Here is a 19,434-nt window from a genome sequence, read left to right on the forward strand (position 1 = left end):
TGTTTTGTTATTGAGGCAGCTGTGACAGACGACGTTCCCTTATCAACACGATAGACATAATCGTTATTGAAATAGAGACTAGCGCAATTGGAATGACGAATATGGATGGATCGTACCCTTCGATGAACAATGGTAACAAATATCCGATTAATGATGCCGTTAGTGAAATGAAAACGTACAAGCTAGCGCCGAATCCGGTTCGGCCTGCGAACATGCGCTGCACATACCCCATCGCTACTCCGTACAAGATGGATACAAAAAAAGAATAAATCGGCTGAATGAGGAAAAAAACGATTAATGGCGAGTGCAAGGCATAAATCGTATAAGTAATAAGCGCCCCAAAGCTGCCGATTAAAATAATTATTTTGCTGCCGTATTTCGCCGCCCAATAACCTGCGATGGTCATGAACAACAGCTCGAATACGGCTTGGGAGCTCCAAATATAAGACATATATTCCGGCTTGCCGAACAACGTTTTTACAACAAGCGGCAAGTACAATCCGCGAATGGCATCTGCGCATGCAAGCAGCAGCAGAGCGATTAACATGATGAGGGAAAAAGGCTCACTCGCTCCCATATTAGCTTGTTTTTTCTCTTCAGAGTGTTCCCGGTAGAACAACAGCAGGATAACGAGCATAGCGTAACCTGCAAAGTTGCCCCATAATACACCTTGAAACGTAGCAATCAAATACAAATTCGCTCCTGCCAGCAAACCGCAAAAAAATCCAACACTGTACCCTGCGCGCAGCCAAATTTGTGCCATCTCCACAATATCTCCAGCAAGTCTAGCAAAATGATTCCGAGATATAGCGAACAATTGTCCCATAATGAGTCCGGACGGAGCGCTCACAACACACATGCCGATCAGTGCCTGGACATAACCTTCCGCATTCATGTAAATTATCAAACCGACGAGACATAACAAAGCAGCGGCAATGACCAGTCTTTTTCTGCTGCGCAGCTTATCACTTAACAGTCCAACTGTAATCGTAGTTCCCATATTGAGCAGCAGCGACACAACGAAGATCGATACGACTTCATTCTTTGAAAGCCCGATGCTCTCACTTAAATAAATTGCATTCATCGGTGCTAGAATGCCCATGCCGATGCCATAACAAAATAAGGTGAAAAGCATCCTGCCTGCACCATCTACCTGCAAAAAACGTTTCATATCTGCGGCAATACGCATCTTCAACCTGCTCCATTCTCCTCATGATCTTGCCAAATTCTAACAAAGTGTAGCTCACTTTTCTCTTGTTGTCTAGAAGAAAACAGTGGTTTTATACAGAGACAAGAGTCAATAGTTGTAGAGATGAGTAACTGAAATCGTAACCCTAGCTGATAAGGGCAGAAAATGAATACTTTTCTGTAACAAAACACCTTTGTTATTGGGGATACGTAATTTGGGACTGACCCCTTAGCGTGAGAAAAATTAAAACACCTTCAAGAAAATGCAACCATGTCGTAAGAGATGGGGACAATCTTGGAGGTGTTTTTACGTTGGCAACAAGAGTAAGTTATCCGGTGGAAACAAAAATGAAAGCGAGTTCCAGTGAAAGAGGTCATGGAGCAGCTGAGCATACGAAATAAGACGCAATTGGAAACCTGGATGCGATGGTACCGCAAGGGCGAATTAAACCGCTTGGAGCAACCTGTAGGCAAACAATACAGCTTTGGTAAAGGGCCTGAGTTACCTCAGAATTGGAACAAATAAAGGCGGAGAATCGGTTCTTAAAGCAATAAATAGATGTGCTAAAAAAGTAGTTTTCTGCAATCGGCAGAGAAATAGGGGCTTTTTTTGGTGACTTGCTTTTAAGTGGGATGTTTAATTTCTGTGAATCTAAGGTAAGGGATAGAATTTTAGCGCTCGATAAGACGTAAGATTTAAACTGCGGATCATTTTTTGTTTAAATTCAGTTTACAAAGGTACGTTACCATCACGTTATCAACAGTTGTATAGGAGGAATTACAATGGTTCATGTAAATAAGAAGAAAATAGAGCCAAACCACGGTGATTGGGCTGTCGAAGCGAACGGACTCGTAAAAACTTTTGGTGAAAATCGGGCTGTGGATGGCGTGAATATGAATGTACGCGCGGGTTCAATTTACGGTGTGCTTGGTCCGAATGGTGCTGGCAAGACCACAACGATTAGTATGCTTGCAACCTTGCTTCGTCCAGACGCAGGTTCGGCGCGAATCTTCGGGCACGATGTTGTAAAGGAGTCTCAGGTTGTCCGTCAATTAATTGGGGTAACCGGTCAGTACGCGTCGGTTGATGAATCACTTAGCGCTACAGAAAATCTGGTTATTTTCTCTAGGCTGCTAGGGCTCGGGCGTGCAGAAGCGAAGCGTAAAGCTAATGATTTGCTTGAGGAGTTTGGTTTGACGGAGGCGGCGAAGCGGCCGTTGAAAAACTTCTCTGGCGGCATGCGCCGCCGCTTGGATTTGGCGGCGAGTCTTATTGCACAACCGCCGCTTATCTTCTTGGATGAGCCGACTACAGGGCTCGACCCGCGTACGCGTGCTCAAATGTGGGATACGATTCGCCGGCTGGTGAAGACGGGGTCGACCGTGCTGTTAACGACACAGTACCTCGATGAGGCGGATCAACTTGCTGATAGAATCGCAGTTATCGATCGCGGTCGGGTAGTGGCAGAGGGCACGGTGGATGAACTGAAAGCTTCAGTAGGAACCTCCTCATTGCAATTGAGAGTAGTAAACCCGCTGGACATCGAAGCGGCTCGTCAAACGGTTGAACATGTGCTGAAAACACAATCCATTGTGTTATATGAAGCTGGAATGATTACGGCCCCCATGGCGGATGCCGATTTGGTTACTGATCTGCTTATCGCACTGCGTGAGAGAGGGATTCATTTGGCAGAAATGAGCGTACAAAAACCGACCCTAGATGAAGTGTTCCTCACAATCACAGGCCATGGTGTTAAAGAGAACGCTGCATCAGCGCCTGGTGTATCAAATAAAGCGGAGGCGGTAAAAGTATGAAAAGCACTTCCATTCAATCAGGATTTGATCGTGAGCTGAAAAACCACACGAGCTTTGGTCAAACCATTCGTAATTCATTAACGATGGCTTATCGCGGCCTGCTTAAAATTCGGCGCACACCTGAACAATTGTTTGATGTTACACTTCAGCCAATCATCTTTACTTTAATGTTTACCTATATTTTTGGCGGTGCCATCTCAGGTGACGTAATCAGTTATTTACCCGTCATCATTCCAGGCATTCTCGTGCAGACTGTAATTACGACCTCAGTTGTTACTGGCGTTCAATTGCGTGAGGACATGGACAAAGGTGTATTTGATCGGTTCAAGTCATTGCCAATCTCACGAATTGCTCCATTAGCTGGAGCTTTGCTTGCAGACACCATTAGGTACACGATTGCTACTGTACTCACTTTAACTATGGGATACATTATGGGCTATCGTCCTGATGGAGGCCTTGATCATGTGGCCATCGCTGCACTACTTGTGATCTTCTGTTCTTGGTCAATCAGCTGGATCTTCGCTTTCTTCGGCGTCATCGCCCGTACTGCCTCAAGCGTACAAGGGATATCGATGATTGTGCTGTTTCCGCTGACGTTTCTTTCCAATGCCTTTGTGCCGGTTGATACCATGCCGAAATGGCTTCAATGGTTTGTCAACATCAATCCGGTCTCCCATCTTGTCAGTGCCGTCCGTGATTTGACCAACTCTGGAACGGTAGGCTGGGATTTGGCTATCTCTCTGATCGGAGCAATTGTGATCGTAGCCATCTTTGCACCGATTACGGTTCGCGCCTATATGCGCCGGACATAATGAACAGCGTGGAGTTCAATTGATGCTAGCGCCAAGCTCCACCAATCGCTCTAATCAAAACGGCAGAAATGCCGTTTTTTTGTTTTATACTTCTATAGCGAGCTCTAGTAAAGTTCACAAATTTCCATAATATGCTATGATTGTTGGTAGAAAAGTATAGATGTTACCATGAATGAAGCAGCCATTTGGAAAGGAAAGATGACATCAATGAAGTATGGGAAATTAATCGGAGAAGGTAATACCGCATCGGTATATGAATGGGAAGAAGGGACAGTGCTTAAGCTTTTCGTTCACGGTTATCCAAAAAGTGATGTAGAAAGAGAGTTTAGAAACGCACAAGCCATTAATGATATGAACTTCGCAAAACCAAAGGCATATGAAATGATTAGTTATGAAGAGCGTATGGGTATTATTTATGACAAAGTGGAGGGCGAATCACTGCTCGATTGGGTTTTAAAAACAGGTGATCTCCATGGATGCGCGGAGCATATGTCCAAGCTTCATAAGTCGATTCTACAGAATAGTGTCAGCACTAGCGATGTGCCGGATTACAAATCATTTTTAAAATACAATATAATAAATGCGTCATCGGCTAATGCAATGGAACAAGAAGGCGTATTGCACAAATGGAGTGAATTGAAGGATGGAGACACACTTTGTCATGGTGATTTTCATCCAGGCAATATATTATTATCCAATGGTCAGACAAAAGTTATCGATTTCATGAATGTGTGTCACGGACATTTTTTATATGATGTTGCAAGAACTGTATTTTTGGTGGAGTATACACCCGTGCCTGAAGGTACAGAGGATATAGAGGTGGTCAGGGGATTAAAGAGAACATTGGCAGATTTGTATCTTAACCAAATGGATGTTACCCGTGAAATGATACAAGATTATTTATCGGTAATCATTGCGGCTAGAGTTGGAGAATGTCCTGACGAACCCCGCTGGAGAGAGCAGCAGTAAATTGTGACTGAAATGGAGAAAGAAAAAGACAGCCTCCAGTTGAATGGAATGCTGTCTTTTTTTGCAGCTATGCACTAGTGATTGAAGGCTTGCTCTTTTTGCTTATTCAAGGCGATGAAAACAGTAAATAACAGAAGGATGATTCCAGTAAAGATGAACCCTTCGATAATGTTGAAAGGAAGCCATCCCAGAACGGATGAGCCTGCAACCACACCTAGAGAGAAGAAGGCATAGAAATATCCATAAGCTTTCCCGCGAAGCTCAGCTGGCGTAGCTCTAATGAGCATCGTATTGATGGATGGGAACAAGAAAGCAAAGCCGATTCCATATAGTCCTAAAACAAAATAAAGTCCTAATGTCGTTGATGATTGGCTAATAAGCAGCTGACTTAATCCCATTAAACCCATGCCTAATGCCATCGTTCTTGATGGGGAAACGCGATCGAATACACGGTTTGTAGGAAGAACAAACATGAGAACGGCAATGATCCCGAAAGTGCTCATTAGCGTACCGCTTAACTTGGAATCATATCCAAGCGTTTGAACATGCAGCGGTAACAAATATGCGATTACGCCTTGAGAGAACATTAAGAAAAAGGCACCGCCATAAGCTTTTACAACACCTGCATTAAAGAATGAGCCGGCTGCTTGTTCGGTCGTTTTTTCTTTTTCTTTCTTCAAAGGTTTGTACTTGCTTAGAAAAATTGCAGACAAAATGGCGAGTGCAAATCCTAATACAGCTACACAAGTAAAAACGAAAGGTACGGAAGTTTTGCTTGCCATAATTCCGCTGAAAGCAGGTCCAATAATGGCGGCTAATCCAACAAAGGTACCCGTGAAGGCAACTTTTTTCCCTTGCTCATTATTTATCGTAGTATTTGCAGAGAAAGTAAACGCAGCTGGAACAATTAATCCGGCCACAAAACCATGAATGATTCGTACGATTATTAATATGACTGGAGAGTCAACGAATTGATATAGCAGCAGTGCGCTGCTTGTCAGAAGCAAACCGATCATTAGTATTTTGAACGGCCCTACCTTATCCGTCATAATACCAGACAATATGTTGCCAAACGTATTGGTTAACGAATAAAGCCCAACAACAATGCCTACAATAAACGAGCTTGCACCAACGGAAGCGGCAAAAGTACTCATAACCGGCAGCTGTGCAAATAAATCAATAAAAGAGAAAAACACGATACTGTACACTAATATGGCATAGTTAAATGGCTTTACGCTATATTTGGCTTGTGCCTTCTTCAGCTTCCAATCGAGCAAAAAGTTGCCTAATGGCACAAAAGCCGCAATTACTGCTGCTGCAGGCCAAAGCAAGCTCCACTTCACTCGAATAGCTGCGTAAAGTATCGCTACAGCATATAAACTGAAAATCCCCCCGTGAATACTTCCCATAAGCGTCACGGCTTGCTCTATTCCCCATATATATTTCAAGGGCATAGCGATACATAATAATAAAAGCAATGAAATACCATCTAAAAAACCTGTGATTCGTAAAATGTGAATTGGATGTCCTCGCACTTTTCATGCTCCTAATATAGATTGAATTGATCTCTCTATTCTAACATTTAATTAGGCGATAAAAACAGAACGAGGCAGATGGAAAGTGAAGGTTCAGCAACAAATATGAGATGAACGATTTATTTTTGGAAGATGTCGTCAAAAATGGTGAAATCGAAATCTGATTATTTGTCTCAATTAAAGCTTGACCTTGAAGTATACTTCAACATTTATGCTCCAGCTAATCAATTACGGCTATCCATAATTGAAGTCTGAGATGAAGTTGGAGGTTATGTATGATGCGAGTATTAGAGGTAGTTGTTATTTTGGTCATTTTTGTATTCACGGCGGGAATCCTTTTTGGCAAAATGGAGCGGCGGCTGAATGCAGTGTTATTTATGTCCTTAGTGTTGGTTGTATTATTGCATGGAATAATCGATCATTTTCGCATACAGATGGTTCCGGCCTATGCCGCTGTGTTGATGCTTATCATTGTATTGCTCCTTAGATTGGCTAAGCTGCAGAGCAAAGACCCTATTCATCGGCTAAAGTTAAATTTCCTGATGGGCGCTCTATTTTTTATGAAGCAACACCTGAGTTTCCATCTTCGGAAGAGCTATACAAGAACAGAGCGATCATTTCGTACGTTGGATGATTGAGTATGTTGGGATAAAGACAATGGAGCTTATAGGGCTTCATTGTCTTTTATATGACAAGTCACAGAAGATGGCAGCTAACCTATAAGTCATTTATACTCCCAGGCGGCGCATCTCTAAGGCCAAATGATACCAAGGGCCCATAGTTCATGATTCGGATCATCATCTTGGCCATTTGCGTCGGGGTTTGGCTTAGTCTAGATTCGATCCAGTGCATGAATATGCCGAAGTTGGCCGATGTCATATAGGCTACAACATATTCTGGCGGCATGACCACTTTATGCTGAGGTATGATTTTGATCTTCTCGTAAATATGAGAAGCGAGCAATGTGCGAAATTGAATGGCCAATGACATGTCACCCTTTGGTCCAAACATGATGCGAAGAAAATCGGCATGACGGGCTAGCTCTTCGAAAATTTTAATGCTTTGAGGATACGGTTCATCTTTGTCGAGATACGTCCTGGCTTCCATTATATCGAATTTCATGACGCATGCTTCTATGGTGGCAAATACTTCGTCTTTCAGCTGTTGAAGCATATCAGGCACATCGCGGTAATGTAAGTAGAAAGTGCCCCGGTTCACATTCGCCCGGTTAGCAACATCAGTCACCGTGACGGTATCAGCCCCTTTTTCTTCGATCAAGCTCATCAGCGCTTCGTATAAAAGCTGCTTGGTGCGAATTTGCCTGCGATCAAGTTTATCATTCAAGGTATTAAATCCCCCTATTTTTCGAGTTAATGAACAGACGTTAAAGGGAATGGTGAGTAATGAACACTGCGGATAGAAGTGATTATTGTACTTTACCCCCATCTCATTATAATTAACAACATGAACACTAATCAACACCTTGTTAATTAATAGAGAGAAGGAGCGGATAGAAATTATGGGGATTTTTAAACAAAAAATAACGTGGATCGGAATGTTGATCGTTCTAGTCGTGCTCGTCGTTTTTGGAGCGGCAATGATGGGATCGGTGCTTGGCACAAAGCCCAAGGATGTACCTGTGGCGCTTGTCACGCTCGACCAATCTGTGAACATCCCAACTGGCGGTTCGCTCGCGGTAGGTGAAATGTTGAAACAAAAGCTGATGGAAAACGATCAGTTGCCCATTTCTTGGACGATTGTTAGTTCGGAAGAAGAAGCACGCGCGGGGATTGATAATAGAGAGTATTATGGAGCAATGATTCTTCCAGTTGATTTGAGCACAGGAATCGCTTCATTAGCTGGACCGTCACCGAAGCCAGCAACTGTGCAGATTATTGTGAGTGAAGGAGCAAGCTCGCAAGCAGCAACGCTAGTCAAACAAAGTCTCGGTCAAGTGATGAAAATGACTGGAGCAGAGTTGTCCAAGTCGATGCTTGTACAAATGGGTGAGAAGACGCAGCAAGTACCGGTCGCTGTTGCCCAAGCCTTGCTCTCTCCAATTAATGTACAGGATGAGACTGTGCATGCGGTCGGTACGAATAATGCTGCTGGTAATGCACCAGGTTTATTGACACAAATTATGTGGATGGGCAGCTTAGTGACAGCGTTGATTCTGTTTATGGCTGGCGGAAATGCGATGAAAGCCGGGGCAAGCCGATTGTCCTCAATCTCGATGCAGCCTGCTGTAGGAGTTGTCATCGTTGGTATCGCATCAGGATTTCTCGTTTGGATGGCTTCTTCTTGGTATGGGATGGAGCTGGCGCAGGCTTGGGATACATGGTTATTCCTGTGGCTTGTGGGTGCGACCTTCTATATGCTGCAGTCCGCACTGCTGAACTGGATGGGCATGCCAGCAATGGGGATTCTCGTTCTGCTTATGTTTTTCTCTATGCCGCTGCTTAATATGGCACCGGAGTTTCTGTCCCAAACATCGCATGATTGGATCTATTCGTGGACGCCGCTTCGATTCGCCGCTGCAGGAATGAGGGAGGTAATGTACTTCGGAGGCTTAGATGCGGTCAGCTCCAATGCGTACATTTTGTGGTACATTGCAGGAGGCTTCCTTCTAATTCTGCTTGCTGCAATTTTTAAGAGAGAAAAAGCGGTTATTGCGCAGCCTTCATTACGAAATAGTTATTAATAAGCTACATTTGTTATTAGGCTACATTAGTTTGATTAGATGCCACTCCTTTGGTAGGAGTGGTTTTTTTTTATAAACGATATTTTGCTGCCAATTCCCCTTTTTTGAGCCGGGGGACGATGACGTGCAGTGCTAACGGACATGAGATCCGTTAAGTTTGAATTTTAGTGGGTTTTGACACTTTAACGGACATCAGATCCGCTATTTGTGCTGAAACACTCAAAAAGACTCATTTTAAAGCAAATAGCGGAACCTATGTCCGTTAAAATCAAAAAAAGAGCTAAATCCACCATATAGCGGAACCTATGTCCTTAACACTACTCGCCACCCAAGCTACAATTGTAATCTGCAGACATTTTTATTAACGGACATCAGTTCCGCTATTTTAGAATCTGAGAGGTTTTTTAAGCATGTTACGGACATAGGTTCCGTTATTATTGTTGAAATCCCCCTAATACTCTGGTTTTCTAGCAAATAACGGAACCTATGTCCGTTAAAATCAAAAAAAGAGCGAAATCCATCAAATAGCGGAACCTATGTCCGTAACACCCGCCAACCAATCTGCTTTTTCTGTCACAGTAAGAATTCAAACACCTCACGCAACTTTGACCCACACCCAAGCAAAATTGAGATTTACCGATAAAAATCCACACCGATGTTACAATGAGTATTACCGAGACATACCTACGTCCAAATTACATCTAGTATTACCAGAACAAACCCACGTCCAAGCAACATTGAGTATTTCCGAAACAAATCCACGCCGATGTTACAATGAGAATAACCGAAACAACCACACGTCCAAGTTACATTTAGTATTACTGACACACGTATACCACCACGTAATTTTGACTATCACCGTCACATTACTCACTCTCATGCTACTAGACGTATACCTTTACAATCGAATTTTAAAAGTACGGCAACGTTGGTGGCCACTTGAAACCTCTAACAGTTGGAGTTCAACGAGTTTGTACAAAATACGCCTTGCATGTCGATCACTTACTCTGAGATGGTCCGCGAGTTCTAAAGGAGTTATTGGTCGGAGCAAACGTCGTGCTAGTCGTAAGGTTTCCGCTTCAGAGCTTATTAACTGTGAAGGCACATCTGAAGAAATGAATTTACCGATAAAAGCAAGAACGAGCTGCTGGCATTGTTGCGGTTCGTCCGTAATAGAAGGGTAAGCAACAGGCAGCAGCATCCAACCGTCAAGAGATAACAAACAATGCCTTCTACACAAATCTTTAAATCGTCTTACATCAAGATCTCGAGCATGGGACGCATATCCTTGAATCTCAATTCCACCTTTTGTACCACCTGGCATATAGGCAAGATCCAGATATCGATAGCCATTATTGAAATCGCGCACTTCCCATTCAGGCAGCAGATGATCAAAATGCCCGACAGCAGGGAACCATACTGATCGTAGAAATTCAACTGTGCCGTGGCCAAGTCCCTTATTAAGCAATTCAAGTCTTCTATGATTACTTTCTGAATCAATATTGGCTTGTAACCATTCCTGATATTTGTGTTCAAATTGAGATGCCATAAATTACACTTCCACTCTGCAAAATAAAAACGCCGCTGTCATACAAACACTCCCAAGCAGGGAATGGTTGTTTGACAGCGGCGTGTTCTTCACGACCTATGTTGTCAGTATATCGTCAGCTGACTATTTCATCAATAGCCGTTATTTCTAATATTCATAAGTGTCTCATAGTTTTTGTAAGATGCACTATTAATTGAAAAAATACGATATATTATTGATATACAGCTTGAGTAACACACCCAAACAATTGACATCTAATCAATTTTTCTCAAGAACCCAACTGATAACGCAGCTTATAAAATCGAAACAATCCTTCGCACCATAATACCTTCATAATAGAGAAGACATAACTGAGTAAAAGCACTAAAAGCATTTGTTCAAGCGCGTAAGAACCAAATCTTAAAGGGTAACCGTAAAATATCCCGTGAAATATTCAATAGGAGGTTCGGCATGAAAGCTAAGATTGTTATTATAACAGGAGCAAATTCAGGGATCGGAAAAGCAGCAACGCTGAAGTTTGCAACCGAAGGATATTATGTTGTCATGGCTTGCCGCAATTTGCAGATTAGTAGACCTGTGCAACAAGAAATCATACTAGCAGCAAACAATGTTAATGTAGATTTGATGGAGCTGGATATTTCATCGTTTGATTCTATTCGTTTATTCTGCGCTGCATTCAAAGCTAAATACTCACGTTTGGACATTTTAATACATAACGCAGCTTACTTAAATCATGGAGAAAAGCAATATAAGCTTAGTCCTGAACATATTGAACTATCTTTTGCTACAAACACATTTGGTCCCTTCTTAATGACTAATTTGCTGACAGACCATCTTCAAAAATCGCAGGACCCGAGAATTCTTAATGCCTGTACGACCAATATTAAAAATTTTTTCGATCCCAAAAGAAAAATCGATTTCGATAATTTACGCGGTGAACTGCAAAACAAGCAGCGTCACAGTGTATATAAAATGTATGGAGACTCCAAAATGGCGTTATTGATTTTAACCTTCAAATTAGCAGATAAATTGAAAAGTAAAGGAATTAAAATCAATGCACTTCAAATCAACCGAGTAAAGTTATCAAAAGAAACGATAAGCAAACTTAGCCCATTTTGGAAAGTGCTTGCTACGGCTCAAAATTTAACGAATCCGCCACCAGCCGGCATGGCAGACAATTATTTTTATATTTGTACCTCAGATGAATTCCGCGATGTAACAGGTCAGCTAATTAACCACAAGCGAGAGATAGTTGCACCATCCAAAAGCGAAAAAGGTGTAGAGCAATTGAAGAACATATTTGGTTCCGGAAGCTATCCTAAATACGCTATCGACATCGAAAATTCGGAGAAACTATGGGGATTAAGCACGGAGCTGACTAGTAATTTTTATGAGTCGTAAGCATAACAGGACTAGCAGAAGTATAAAGAAAATAAAGTTCTAGACTGAAAAATAAAGTGTTAGACTGACGATGCGACGATGCTTCATTAAGCTAACGAGCAGGATAGTTAAATAATTTCACGAATACTCTTCATATGGAATGCTTTACAAAGTTCGTAAAGCAGACGTTATCGTAAAGCAGCTAAATAAATTGGATGGGTGGATTCAATGAAGAAATATAAAGTATTAATTTTAAGTGGTACTGTCGTAATTGCAGCAGTTATTTATTTCTTAATTGATTATCATCAGCCTAGACATATAGAAGCGAATTATAGCAGCACAATCTACTCGAAAGAGTCTAAGTTCGAAAAACAAATGGTGGTACGAATAAGTGGAAATCTTTATAAAAGCCTTTTTGAAAAAGATATGCTATTTGGTCAAATGACCGTAGATAATAGTTTGAAGTATGAAATAAAACTAAAACGTGATGGCAATAAGTATTTTGAAATCTTGACTAAGATCGATAATGAATCACTTATTTCGATCGGATCGATTATGACATCAGTTAATTTAGACAAAGTATGGTTACAATTGAATGATATAAATGACAAATATAATCTAATTGATGGGTATGTATCAGGACCAGCAAAGAACACGGAAGAGGCAAATAATGTTGCTAGAAGCATCATTGAAGGATCTGAATAAGTGTTATGCTTATTTTCTCAAGGAAGTCGCTGACATCCGATAACATCATGTTCACACTGCGGGGCTTATGCCCCTTGGTTCTCCAGCGGCTATTCGAAGAAGCAAATTCAGGCAGACACACCCGCGAACGCGAGTAGGTTACGGGGGTGTGGGGATGAACAGCGAAGTTACAGCGGTTGGATTTTTGGAAATGATTCAATAGGGACAAAGGTCATTCTCAAGACTTTGTGTTGAAGATGGTGTTTTAACTGACGTTGATTTATCAAATCTCAACTTTGAGGAGTACCTATTCTCGATGAATTTTGCTGGTTCGGATTTTCAAAACTCGAGGTTTATCAATTCAAATCTAAAAGCATGTATTTTTACTAATTGTATTTTTGTCATTGCAGTGTTAGTTGGTAACTCACTAGATGGTACAGATTTTTCGGGAGAGAAGGTAGATGGAATGACTTTTAAAGACAACACCATTCATTCCATAGTGCTTACAGAGTCACATCTTGCTGAAATGATACTTTAATTAAGGGAGAAACGAGTGACAATAAACAAAAAGAGTTCCAGAAGAATATCAGTCAGAGATGACAATTACATATGGACTATCTCCTCAGGAAGCGGATATATAATCTTGATAGCTGAACATGAAATCACTAGAGGAATGCGGCTTGAAGTTTACGTTGAATCAGATATCGACAGTGCTTGGGTAAACTTCCCTAATACAGAACATCTAAATATTAAAATCATTAGACCTAGAGATGTTGAATATTTTATTTGTCAGTCGCTTGATCAAGGGTGGACTCCAAAAGTAAAAGGAGCACCTGTTGTTTTTGATTTTGACGGTAAGTTTCTGAAAAGAAGATTAGGCTAACGAGGAACGTTAGTTCAATGAAACAGCGATAGTCTAGGACTTTATTTTTTGTCCTTGGTTGTCGCTGTTTCAATTTCTGAGGTCAGTCTAAAACTTATTTTATGAAGTCTGATGATATTACAATTGAGAATCAGCGTGGAATAGAGACACCCGGTCTAATAACACCCGGTCTAATACTTTATTTTCTACCGACAGCTGAGTTTTGGGAACGAATTGTGTTGCTTGCAGTGAAAAGTGGTAAATTGCTTTTGACCATAAAGGTAAGAAGCCGTTCGAGAGAGGATCGAGTTTAAATGAACCTCAGCGATTTTCAATCGCCCTATCGTAAACTTAATAACGTAGAGCAGTTCTCTTTGCATAGCTGCAATGGCTCCAACTGATCCATTCACGCGGGCTGACTGCGCAGCCCGCACACATCCCCTTTAAATGGTCGCTCAAGAAAGCGAACTTGAAGGGGATATTTTTATGGGCTTTTTATCTCCATTCCGTTTTCGATCACGATACTGCTTAGGTGTGATATCGGCATGTTTTTTAAACGATTTAATAAAGTGTGTCTGGTCATAATAGTTCAAACGAGTAGCGATGGTTGAGACCGACTCACTTGTGAAATCGAGCAGCTTCTTAGCTTCTTCTATTTTCTCCTGATGGATGAAATGACTGATCGTGAGTCCCGTTTCTTTTTTGAAAAGGGTGGATAAATAGGTACCGTTAAGTCCAGTCAGCTCAGCCAGTTCAGAGATAGAAATCGCATCATATAAATGATTAAAAATGTATTCTCGGCATTTCGCGATTGGCTTAGAAACAGTGCCTTTCCGATTTTCGCTAACGCGATCCGTAATATCTAAGAAGGCGTCTATCATCGCGGTTTCAACCGAGCGAACATCCGTTAAATCCTCGATATGCTGTATGTAAGTATCGCTTAAGCGATATGCCAGCTCAGTATACAGTCCACCCTCCATACCCGCTCGAATGGCTACAGCAATTGCGCAGATGGCAATATTTTTGCGGCTTCTCAAATGACTTCGTTTGGATAGTGTGCCTGCCTCCCCAATTACACCCATTACAAATAGATCCTTAAGTGCAGCTTTATCGCCGTTCTTAATATGCCGTAATAATATCTGTTCAAATTCCTGGCTCGTGTGAAGATTAGAAAATTCCTTCATATTAGACATCGATAGCTCGATAGCTTCCTCTGACAAAAACCGTTGGTCCAACCGGAAATTATACTCAAGAACATCCGTCAATGCTAACGCCTCTTGATTGACAATCCAATGTGCCATGATGCCAATGTGAAATAATCTCTGCTTGGAGACAAGAGGGAGACTACGCAAATATTCAACCCAAGCTGGATGGAGTTTTCTGGGAATATTATTGTCATTCATGAGATTTCGAACGGTTTCCTCGGAAGGAACATAATCAATGGAAGGACCTATAATAATGGTTCCTGCTCGCTTCAAATCCGAATAAACGGGCTGCACGATAAAAAATTCCTCAAACTCCGTTGTCTGTATAACGGGAAAAGTTTTATCCCAGGTTCGTTTTATTAATTGCTGGAAGTATTCTGGATTTTGTAAGGCTGAAAATGGGATAGGAGCGTTGGATTCGAAATATTCCTGCCCGCTTGGATCATCCGCACTCAACCAATAAACAGGCAGCTGCAAGCTCTCATGAAGTAATTTAGCTAAAAAAGAAGGATTAAATTCCATCTAATGCCTCCAAATAAATTTACTTTTATTCAAATAATCATACCATATTTCCGATTTTTTGATCATCTATAATGAGTGTGCAGTAAAAAATGAAAACGCTTTACAGTTTGTGGGTTTATTTAAGGGGGATTCAAAATGAATCGTGACCTATCTCATTCTCAACATTATTTATTCAGGAGCGAATGTTCCTTATGGTGTGTTGAACTCATTGATTACACAAGATCCTTATGAGCGATCTTTGCTTAACATATTCCGTATGTTGATGGCTATCTTTGGCGCGGTGCTCGTCTCGACCATGACGGTTCCAATCGTAAATTCATTCGGTGGCGGCAAACAGGGATGGATGATGACGTTTACTATTTATGGTGCGATTGCAGCGGTGTTGTTATTGATTACTTTCCGAACGACGAAAGAGAGAGTCAAGCCAGCAGTAGTCCAAAATACGGTTCCGCTTAGTAGCTCTTTGAAAGCGCTTTTTCGCAATAAGTATTGGGCGCTGCTCGTGGTCTTTATGATTCTAAGCTTTATTATGACGTCGGTTAATACAGCGGTTAACATTTATTACGCGCAGTATATTTTAGGTAATGCTGAAATCGCTTAAATGCTTGATCTAACTTCAAGGCGGGTGAAAGCACGATTCCAAAAAGAGACAAATTTACGAAAGGACTTTGAACCCTAATCTGGTTGGCAAAGATGTGTTTGTTAATGAACTGGAAAGTATAGTACTGTATTGGTATATAAATAGCTTGAGTTACTGGTAAACTCCCGTTGAAAATATTTCTGGCGAAATGTGGTGATGTACTTGTTAAAAATGCTTGTTGTTGATGATGACAAGTTCGAACGGGACGGCGTTAGGTTTCTCGTTGATAAATATGGACTGCATTTGGAGATCTTTGAAGCTGACAGTGGTGAAAGCGCTCTCTTGTATATCGAAAGCCATGATATTGACATCTTGCTCACCGATATCCGGATGAACGGGATGGATGGATTACAGCTAGCAGAGAAGGTTCGTGAACTAGGTAAGCCTATCAAAACGATGTTTATGAGCGCTTATGGTGAGTTCGAGTATGCACAGAAGGCAATCGATCTGAAGGCCATCCATTATATATTAAAACCTGTGCAGGTTAGCGAATTTATTAAAAATATGACCGAGATCATCCAGCTTTGCGAAGAAGCGTTGAAGTTGAAGGTTCAGCAGGAAAGGCTTGAAGCTGCCTATTTGAAGGAAGTCAGATACGAAAAGCAGAAGCAGCTTACTGATATTATACTCAGCAAGGCAGAGGAGACGGATGACAAACGAGATCTGAAGGTGCCTACCGGCAGGTTCGAAAATTATCCGTACATGCGGATGCTGATGCTGGATTCTCGTAAACGCTTTTTCGATCGGCTTGATCTCGATATCGAAGAGCAGTTGGGCAAACTCATTCATCGCAATGTCGATTTTATTCATTTGAATGAGTTTCAAGCGTTGCTGTTTTTGGAAACAGCCCCCGACGAGTCGCTGGAAGCTATAACGGAGCTTGGCCGGCAATTGATCCGGATATTCCAGGATATGTACGATAATGATATCTGTGTTGTGATCAGCGGATTGATGGATGATGTGAGGCAGCTCCACAAACAATTTCACGAAATGGAAACGATACTGGAAAACAAGTTCTTTTTCGATGAGGGTACGGTGATGCTGGCAAACCGCACATCATTTGCACAGGGCGATATGACAGCAGTAGTAAATGATGTGTTAACGCAATTGACGCAAAATATTCAGCACAACCGATATGATATCGCGCAGCTGTATGTCGAGCAACTGTTTGATGCTCTGCAAAACAGTGAGCATTTAACGGTTATCTATGTAAAATATGTGTGCACCGAAATTGTCAAAGCTGCATTCAATGCCTCTATAAAAAAGAATAACGAAAGATTCAAGCATAGTTTGGAGGACATCTATAAAACGGTAAAGTTGAGCGAATTGCGTAAAGTAGTACTGCGTATTCTAAAGGAAAACGAGTCTTTCTGCGAAACGAATTTGGAAGCGACTTCCAAAGCGATCGATGAAGTCGTCCGAATAATCGAGAACGAATATCAGACTGACTTGTCATTGGAATTATTGTCGGAGCGGGTTTATTTATCTCCTAGTTATTTGAGTCATCTATTCAAGAAACAGAAAGGGATAAGTCTTAATAAGTTCATGACCGTGCACCGAATGGAAAAGGCAAAGGAACTGCTTATAACAACCAATCGTAAAATTATCGATATCGGCCAGGATGTTGGTTATAACAACTTCTCCTACTTCAGCTCGTTATTCAAAAATCATTTTGGCCGAACGCCTTCCAAATACAGAGAAGAGGCATAAACGATGAAACGGCTGATCTATGGTTTGTTCAATCGTTTACGGTTTAATCAAAAACTATTTCTTTCTTATTTAATTGTTATTATCATTCCTATTATGGTGCTTGGCATATACGCCTACAATCAATCAAAGGACATGCTCAAATTGCAGGCACTGCAAGGGATTGATAAGAATGTGAATACCGTTACTCAGAGTATTGACAATTCGGTTGAACGCTACAATCATGCGATTCGATCGATCGTATTCACGAAGATGTTTCAGAAGATTGTAGCCAACGATTATATCGACTTAGTCAATCTTTCACGGGATTTGAAAGATTTCTTGGATCCGTATTTTATCATGATGATGAACCTTGACAAGGACATTGAGAAAATTACCTTTTACACGCAAAGCACTGTTCCAGAATTCGGCGATTCAGTAGTCTCATATAAACGGGTTAATGAGAAGCCATGGTACAACGAAGCTATGAAGGGGATAGAACCGCTATGGAAATATGAGGATAACGAACTGTTTGTCATTCATAAATTCCCAAAAACTCTCAAAGAGCCCAATACGAATATGGTCTATATGCGAATTAATGAGAACAGTTTCTTCAAAAACATTACCGATCTCGATCAGGAGTATGCTGTCATTATTTCTGATGGCAATAACCGGATCGTATATGCGAATCAAAGTGCAAAGTTGATTGCCTTTGACTTCAAAGAAATGACGAAAATGAATGAGGGGACGGTACACATCAGACAAACGGAAATGTTTCTTGTCAAGAAGAAGATCGTGCAGGCTAATTGGACGGTCTATTGTTTCGTACCCGCAGCGCTTGTGTCCCATAACGCAGGTTCAATCATTAATGCGACGCTAATCGTGATCCTTGCTTGTATTGTCAGCTTGCTGATCATTATTTCGATCTTTTCCAAAACATTTATCAAACGGATATTCTCACTTAATGCGATAATGAAGCGGGTCGAATGGGGAGAGTTGGATTTACAGGTTCAAAGTGAGGCCAGGGATGAAATCGGCGAACTGACCAATCGGTTCGGCAAGATGCTTAATCGGCTTAATGAACAGATCGATGAAACCTATCGAAGTAAAATCATTCAGAAAGAGGCAGAGCTGAAAGCGCTACAATCGCAAATCAATCCTCACTTCCTATACAATACGCTCTCATTCATCAATTGGAAGGCGCTCAAAAACGATGCGCCGGAAATTAGTCATATCGTTACATCGATGTCGAAATTTTATCGAACGGCTCTTAATCAAGGCAACAATATTATTACTGTGCGTAACGAATTGGAAAATATCAAATCCTATATTGAGATTATTCAGGTTATGGGTGATTATAGCTTCGATGTGGTTTATAAGATCGATGAGGAGGTTAACGATTATTCAACCATAAATTTAATTCTTCAACCGCTCGCAGAAAATGCAATCAAGCATGGGATCAAACAGAAGAATAATGGAAAGGGTCTACTGTATGTTAGTGCCTGGCTTGATAAAGGGACGGTCAATTTCGCGATTGAAGACAACGGTCCAGGTATGGAAAAGGAGACGATCGATACGATACTTACGATGCAATCGACAGGATATGGCCTCAAAAATGTGAACGAACGTCTGCAACTGCGGTTCGGCACTAAATACGGCATCTCCATCCAAAGTCGACTTGGCTATGGTACAGTTATGACCATCGTTATTCCACAAAGTTTGTATAGTTCCGCAGTATAAACAACTTATTCTCCCAAATTCAACTTCGCCCGCCGGCTAGCCGGACGGGTTTTTTTAACTCCGTAATAAACTGCATCATTTCTAAAATATTTGATAATTATTAAATAACTTTCCTATGATATATTCTCTTTAGCACAATGGAACCG

The 19,434-nt window shown here is 41.3% G+C and carries 17 protein-coding genes and 1 pseudogene; 13 read left to right on the top strand and 5 right to left on the bottom strand.

Annotated elements, in window-relative coordinates:
* Positions 1 to 7: 7 nt before the first annotated feature.
* Positions 8 to 1,189 (bottom strand): MFS transporter, encoded by a 1,182-nt coding sequence (locus AB4Z45_RS11360; protein WP_441909537.1) that lies wholly within the window; start codon positions 1,187 to 1,189, stop codon positions 8 to 10.
* A gap of 347 nt (positions 1,190 to 1,536) precedes the next feature.
* Between AB4Z45_RS11360 and AB4Z45_RS11365 the strand changes: the two are divergent.
* The 4 genes and pseudogenes from AB4Z45_RS11365 to AB4Z45_RS11380 all read left to right on the top strand — a co-directional run.
* Positions 1,537 to 1,728: pseudogene (locus AB4Z45_RS11365) on the top strand (IS3 family transposase); the annotation flags it as partial.
* A 243-nt stretch (positions 1,729 to 1,971) separates the two neighbouring features.
* Positions 1,972 to 3,003 (top strand): ATP-binding cassette domain-containing protein, encoded by a 1,032-nt coding sequence (locus AB4Z45_RS11370; protein ID WP_441909333.1) that lies wholly within the window; start codon positions 1,972 to 1,974, stop codon positions 3,001 to 3,003.
* Positions 3,000 to 3,815, top strand: coding sequence for an ABC transporter permease (locus tag AB4Z45_RS11375; protein WP_076270511.1), 816 nt, complete (start codon positions 3,000 to 3,002; stop codon positions 3,813 to 3,815). Before AB4Z45_RS11370 ends, AB4Z45_RS11375 begins: the two co-directional genes overlap by 4 nt.
* A gap of 168 nt (positions 3,816 to 3,983) precedes the next feature.
* Positions 3,984 to 4,784 carry an aminoglycoside phosphotransferase family protein gene (locus tag AB4Z45_RS11380; RefSeq protein WP_441909334.1) on the top strand — a complete coding sequence of 267 codons (801 nt, stop codon included), beginning with the start codon at positions 3,984 to 3,986 and terminating at the stop codon, positions 4,782 to 4,784.
* A 74-nt stretch (positions 4,785 to 4,858) separates the two neighbouring features.
* On the opposite strand, the gene AB4Z45_RS11385 is transcribed toward AB4Z45_RS11380, so the two are convergent.
* Positions 4,859 to 6,319, bottom strand: coding sequence for an MFS transporter (locus AB4Z45_RS11385; RefSeq protein WP_441909335.1), 1,461 nt, complete (start codon positions 6,317 to 6,319; stop codon positions 4,859 to 4,861).
* A gap of 275 nt (positions 6,320 to 6,594) precedes the next feature.
* Here AB4Z45_RS11385 and AB4Z45_RS11390 point away from each other — a divergent pair, with 275 nt between their 5' ends.
* Positions 6,595 to 6,957 carry a hypothetical protein gene (locus AB4Z45_RS11390; protein WP_441909337.1) on the top strand — a complete coding sequence of 121 codons (363 nt, stop codon included), beginning with the start codon at positions 6,595 to 6,597 and terminating at the stop codon, positions 6,955 to 6,957.
* Positions 6,958 to 7,036: 79 nt separating this feature from the next.
* Here AB4Z45_RS11390 and AB4Z45_RS11395 read toward each other — a convergent pair whose 3' ends face one another.
* Positions 7,037 to 7,663 (bottom strand): TetR/AcrR family transcriptional regulator, encoded by a 627-nt coding sequence (locus AB4Z45_RS11395; protein WP_441909338.1) that lies wholly within the window; start codon positions 7,661 to 7,663, stop codon positions 7,037 to 7,039.
* Positions 7,664 to 7,838: 175 nt separating this feature from the next.
* On the opposite strand from AB4Z45_RS11395, the gene AB4Z45_RS11400 reads away from it, so the two are divergent.
* Positions 7,839 to 9,020 carry a YhgE/Pip domain-containing protein gene (locus tag AB4Z45_RS11400; protein ID WP_441909339.1) on the top strand — a complete coding sequence of 394 codons (1,182 nt, stop codon included), beginning with the start codon at positions 7,839 to 7,841 and terminating at the stop codon, positions 9,018 to 9,020.
* Positions 9,021 to 9,918: 898 nt separating this feature from the next.
* On the opposite strand, the gene AB4Z45_RS11405 is transcribed toward AB4Z45_RS11400, so the two are convergent.
* Positions 9,919 to 10,569, bottom strand: coding sequence for a transcriptional regulator (locus tag AB4Z45_RS11405; RefSeq protein WP_441909340.1), 651 nt, complete (start codon positions 10,567 to 10,569; stop codon positions 9,919 to 9,921).
* A 450-nt stretch (positions 10,570 to 11,019) separates the two neighbouring features.
* Between AB4Z45_RS11405 and AB4Z45_RS11410 the strand changes: the two genes are divergently transcribed.
* The 4 genes from AB4Z45_RS11410 (at position 11,020) to AB4Z45_RS11425 (ending at position 13,516) form a co-directional block, all read left to right on the top strand.
* Positions 11,020 to 11,970: an SDR family NAD(P)-dependent oxidoreductase gene (locus AB4Z45_RS11410; RefSeq protein WP_441909341.1), complete on the top strand. Its 951-nt coding sequence runs from the start codon at positions 11,020 to 11,022 to the stop codon at positions 11,968 to 11,970.
* Between the two features lie 207 nt (positions 11,971 to 12,177).
* Positions 12,178 to 12,654 carry a hypothetical protein gene (locus AB4Z45_RS11415; protein ID WP_441909343.1) on the top strand — a complete coding sequence of 159 codons (477 nt, stop codon included), beginning with the start codon at positions 12,178 to 12,180 and terminating at the stop codon, positions 12,652 to 12,654.
* A gap of 295 nt (positions 12,655 to 12,949) precedes the next feature.
* Entirely contained in the window at positions 12,950 to 13,171 is a 222-nt protein-coding gene (locus AB4Z45_RS11420) for a pentapeptide repeat-containing protein (RefSeq protein WP_441909344.1), read from the top strand.
* 105 nt (positions 13,172 to 13,276) lie between these two features.
* The gene (locus AB4Z45_RS11425) at positions 13,277 to 13,516 is read left to right on the top strand and encodes a hypothetical protein (protein WP_441909345.1); all 240 of its coding nucleotides are present in this window, start codon (positions 13,277 to 13,279) and stop codon (positions 13,514 to 13,516) included.
* A gap of 434 nt (positions 13,517 to 13,950) precedes the next feature.
* Here AB4Z45_RS11425 and AB4Z45_RS11430 read toward each other — a convergent pair whose 3' ends face one another.
* Positions 13,951 to 15,222 carry a helix-turn-helix domain-containing protein gene (locus AB4Z45_RS11430; protein ID WP_441909346.1) on the bottom strand — a complete coding sequence of 424 codons (1,272 nt, stop codon included), beginning with the start codon at positions 15,220 to 15,222 and terminating at the stop codon, positions 13,951 to 13,953.
* A gap of 142 nt (positions 15,223 to 15,364) precedes the next feature.
* On the opposite strand from AB4Z45_RS11430, the gene AB4Z45_RS11435 reads away from it, so the two are divergent.
* From AB4Z45_RS11435 to AB4Z45_RS11445, 3 genes are all read left to right on the top strand, one after another.
* A complete protein-coding gene (locus tag AB4Z45_RS11435) occupies positions 15,365 to 15,823 on the top strand; it encodes an MFS transporter (protein ID WP_441909348.1) in 459 nt (152 codons plus the stop codon).
* A gap of 195 nt (positions 15,824 to 16,018) precedes the next feature.
* Positions 16,019 to 17,572 (top strand): response regulator transcription factor, encoded by a 1,554-nt coding sequence (locus tag AB4Z45_RS11440; RefSeq protein ID WP_441909350.1) that lies wholly within the window; start codon positions 16,019 to 16,021, stop codon positions 17,570 to 17,572.
* Between the two features lie 3 nt (positions 17,573 to 17,575).
* Positions 17,576 to 19,288 (top strand): sensor histidine kinase, encoded by a 1,713-nt coding sequence (locus AB4Z45_RS11445; protein WP_441909352.1) that lies wholly within the window; start codon positions 17,576 to 17,578, stop codon positions 19,286 to 19,288.
* The last annotated feature ends 146 nt before the right edge of the window (positions 19,289 to 19,434 follow it).

Source organism: Paenibacillus sp. MCAF9 (genome assembly GCF_052114265.1).
In the GTDB taxonomy this organism is placed as follows: Bacteria; Bacillota; Bacilli; order Paenibacillales; family Paenibacillaceae; genus Pristimantibacillus.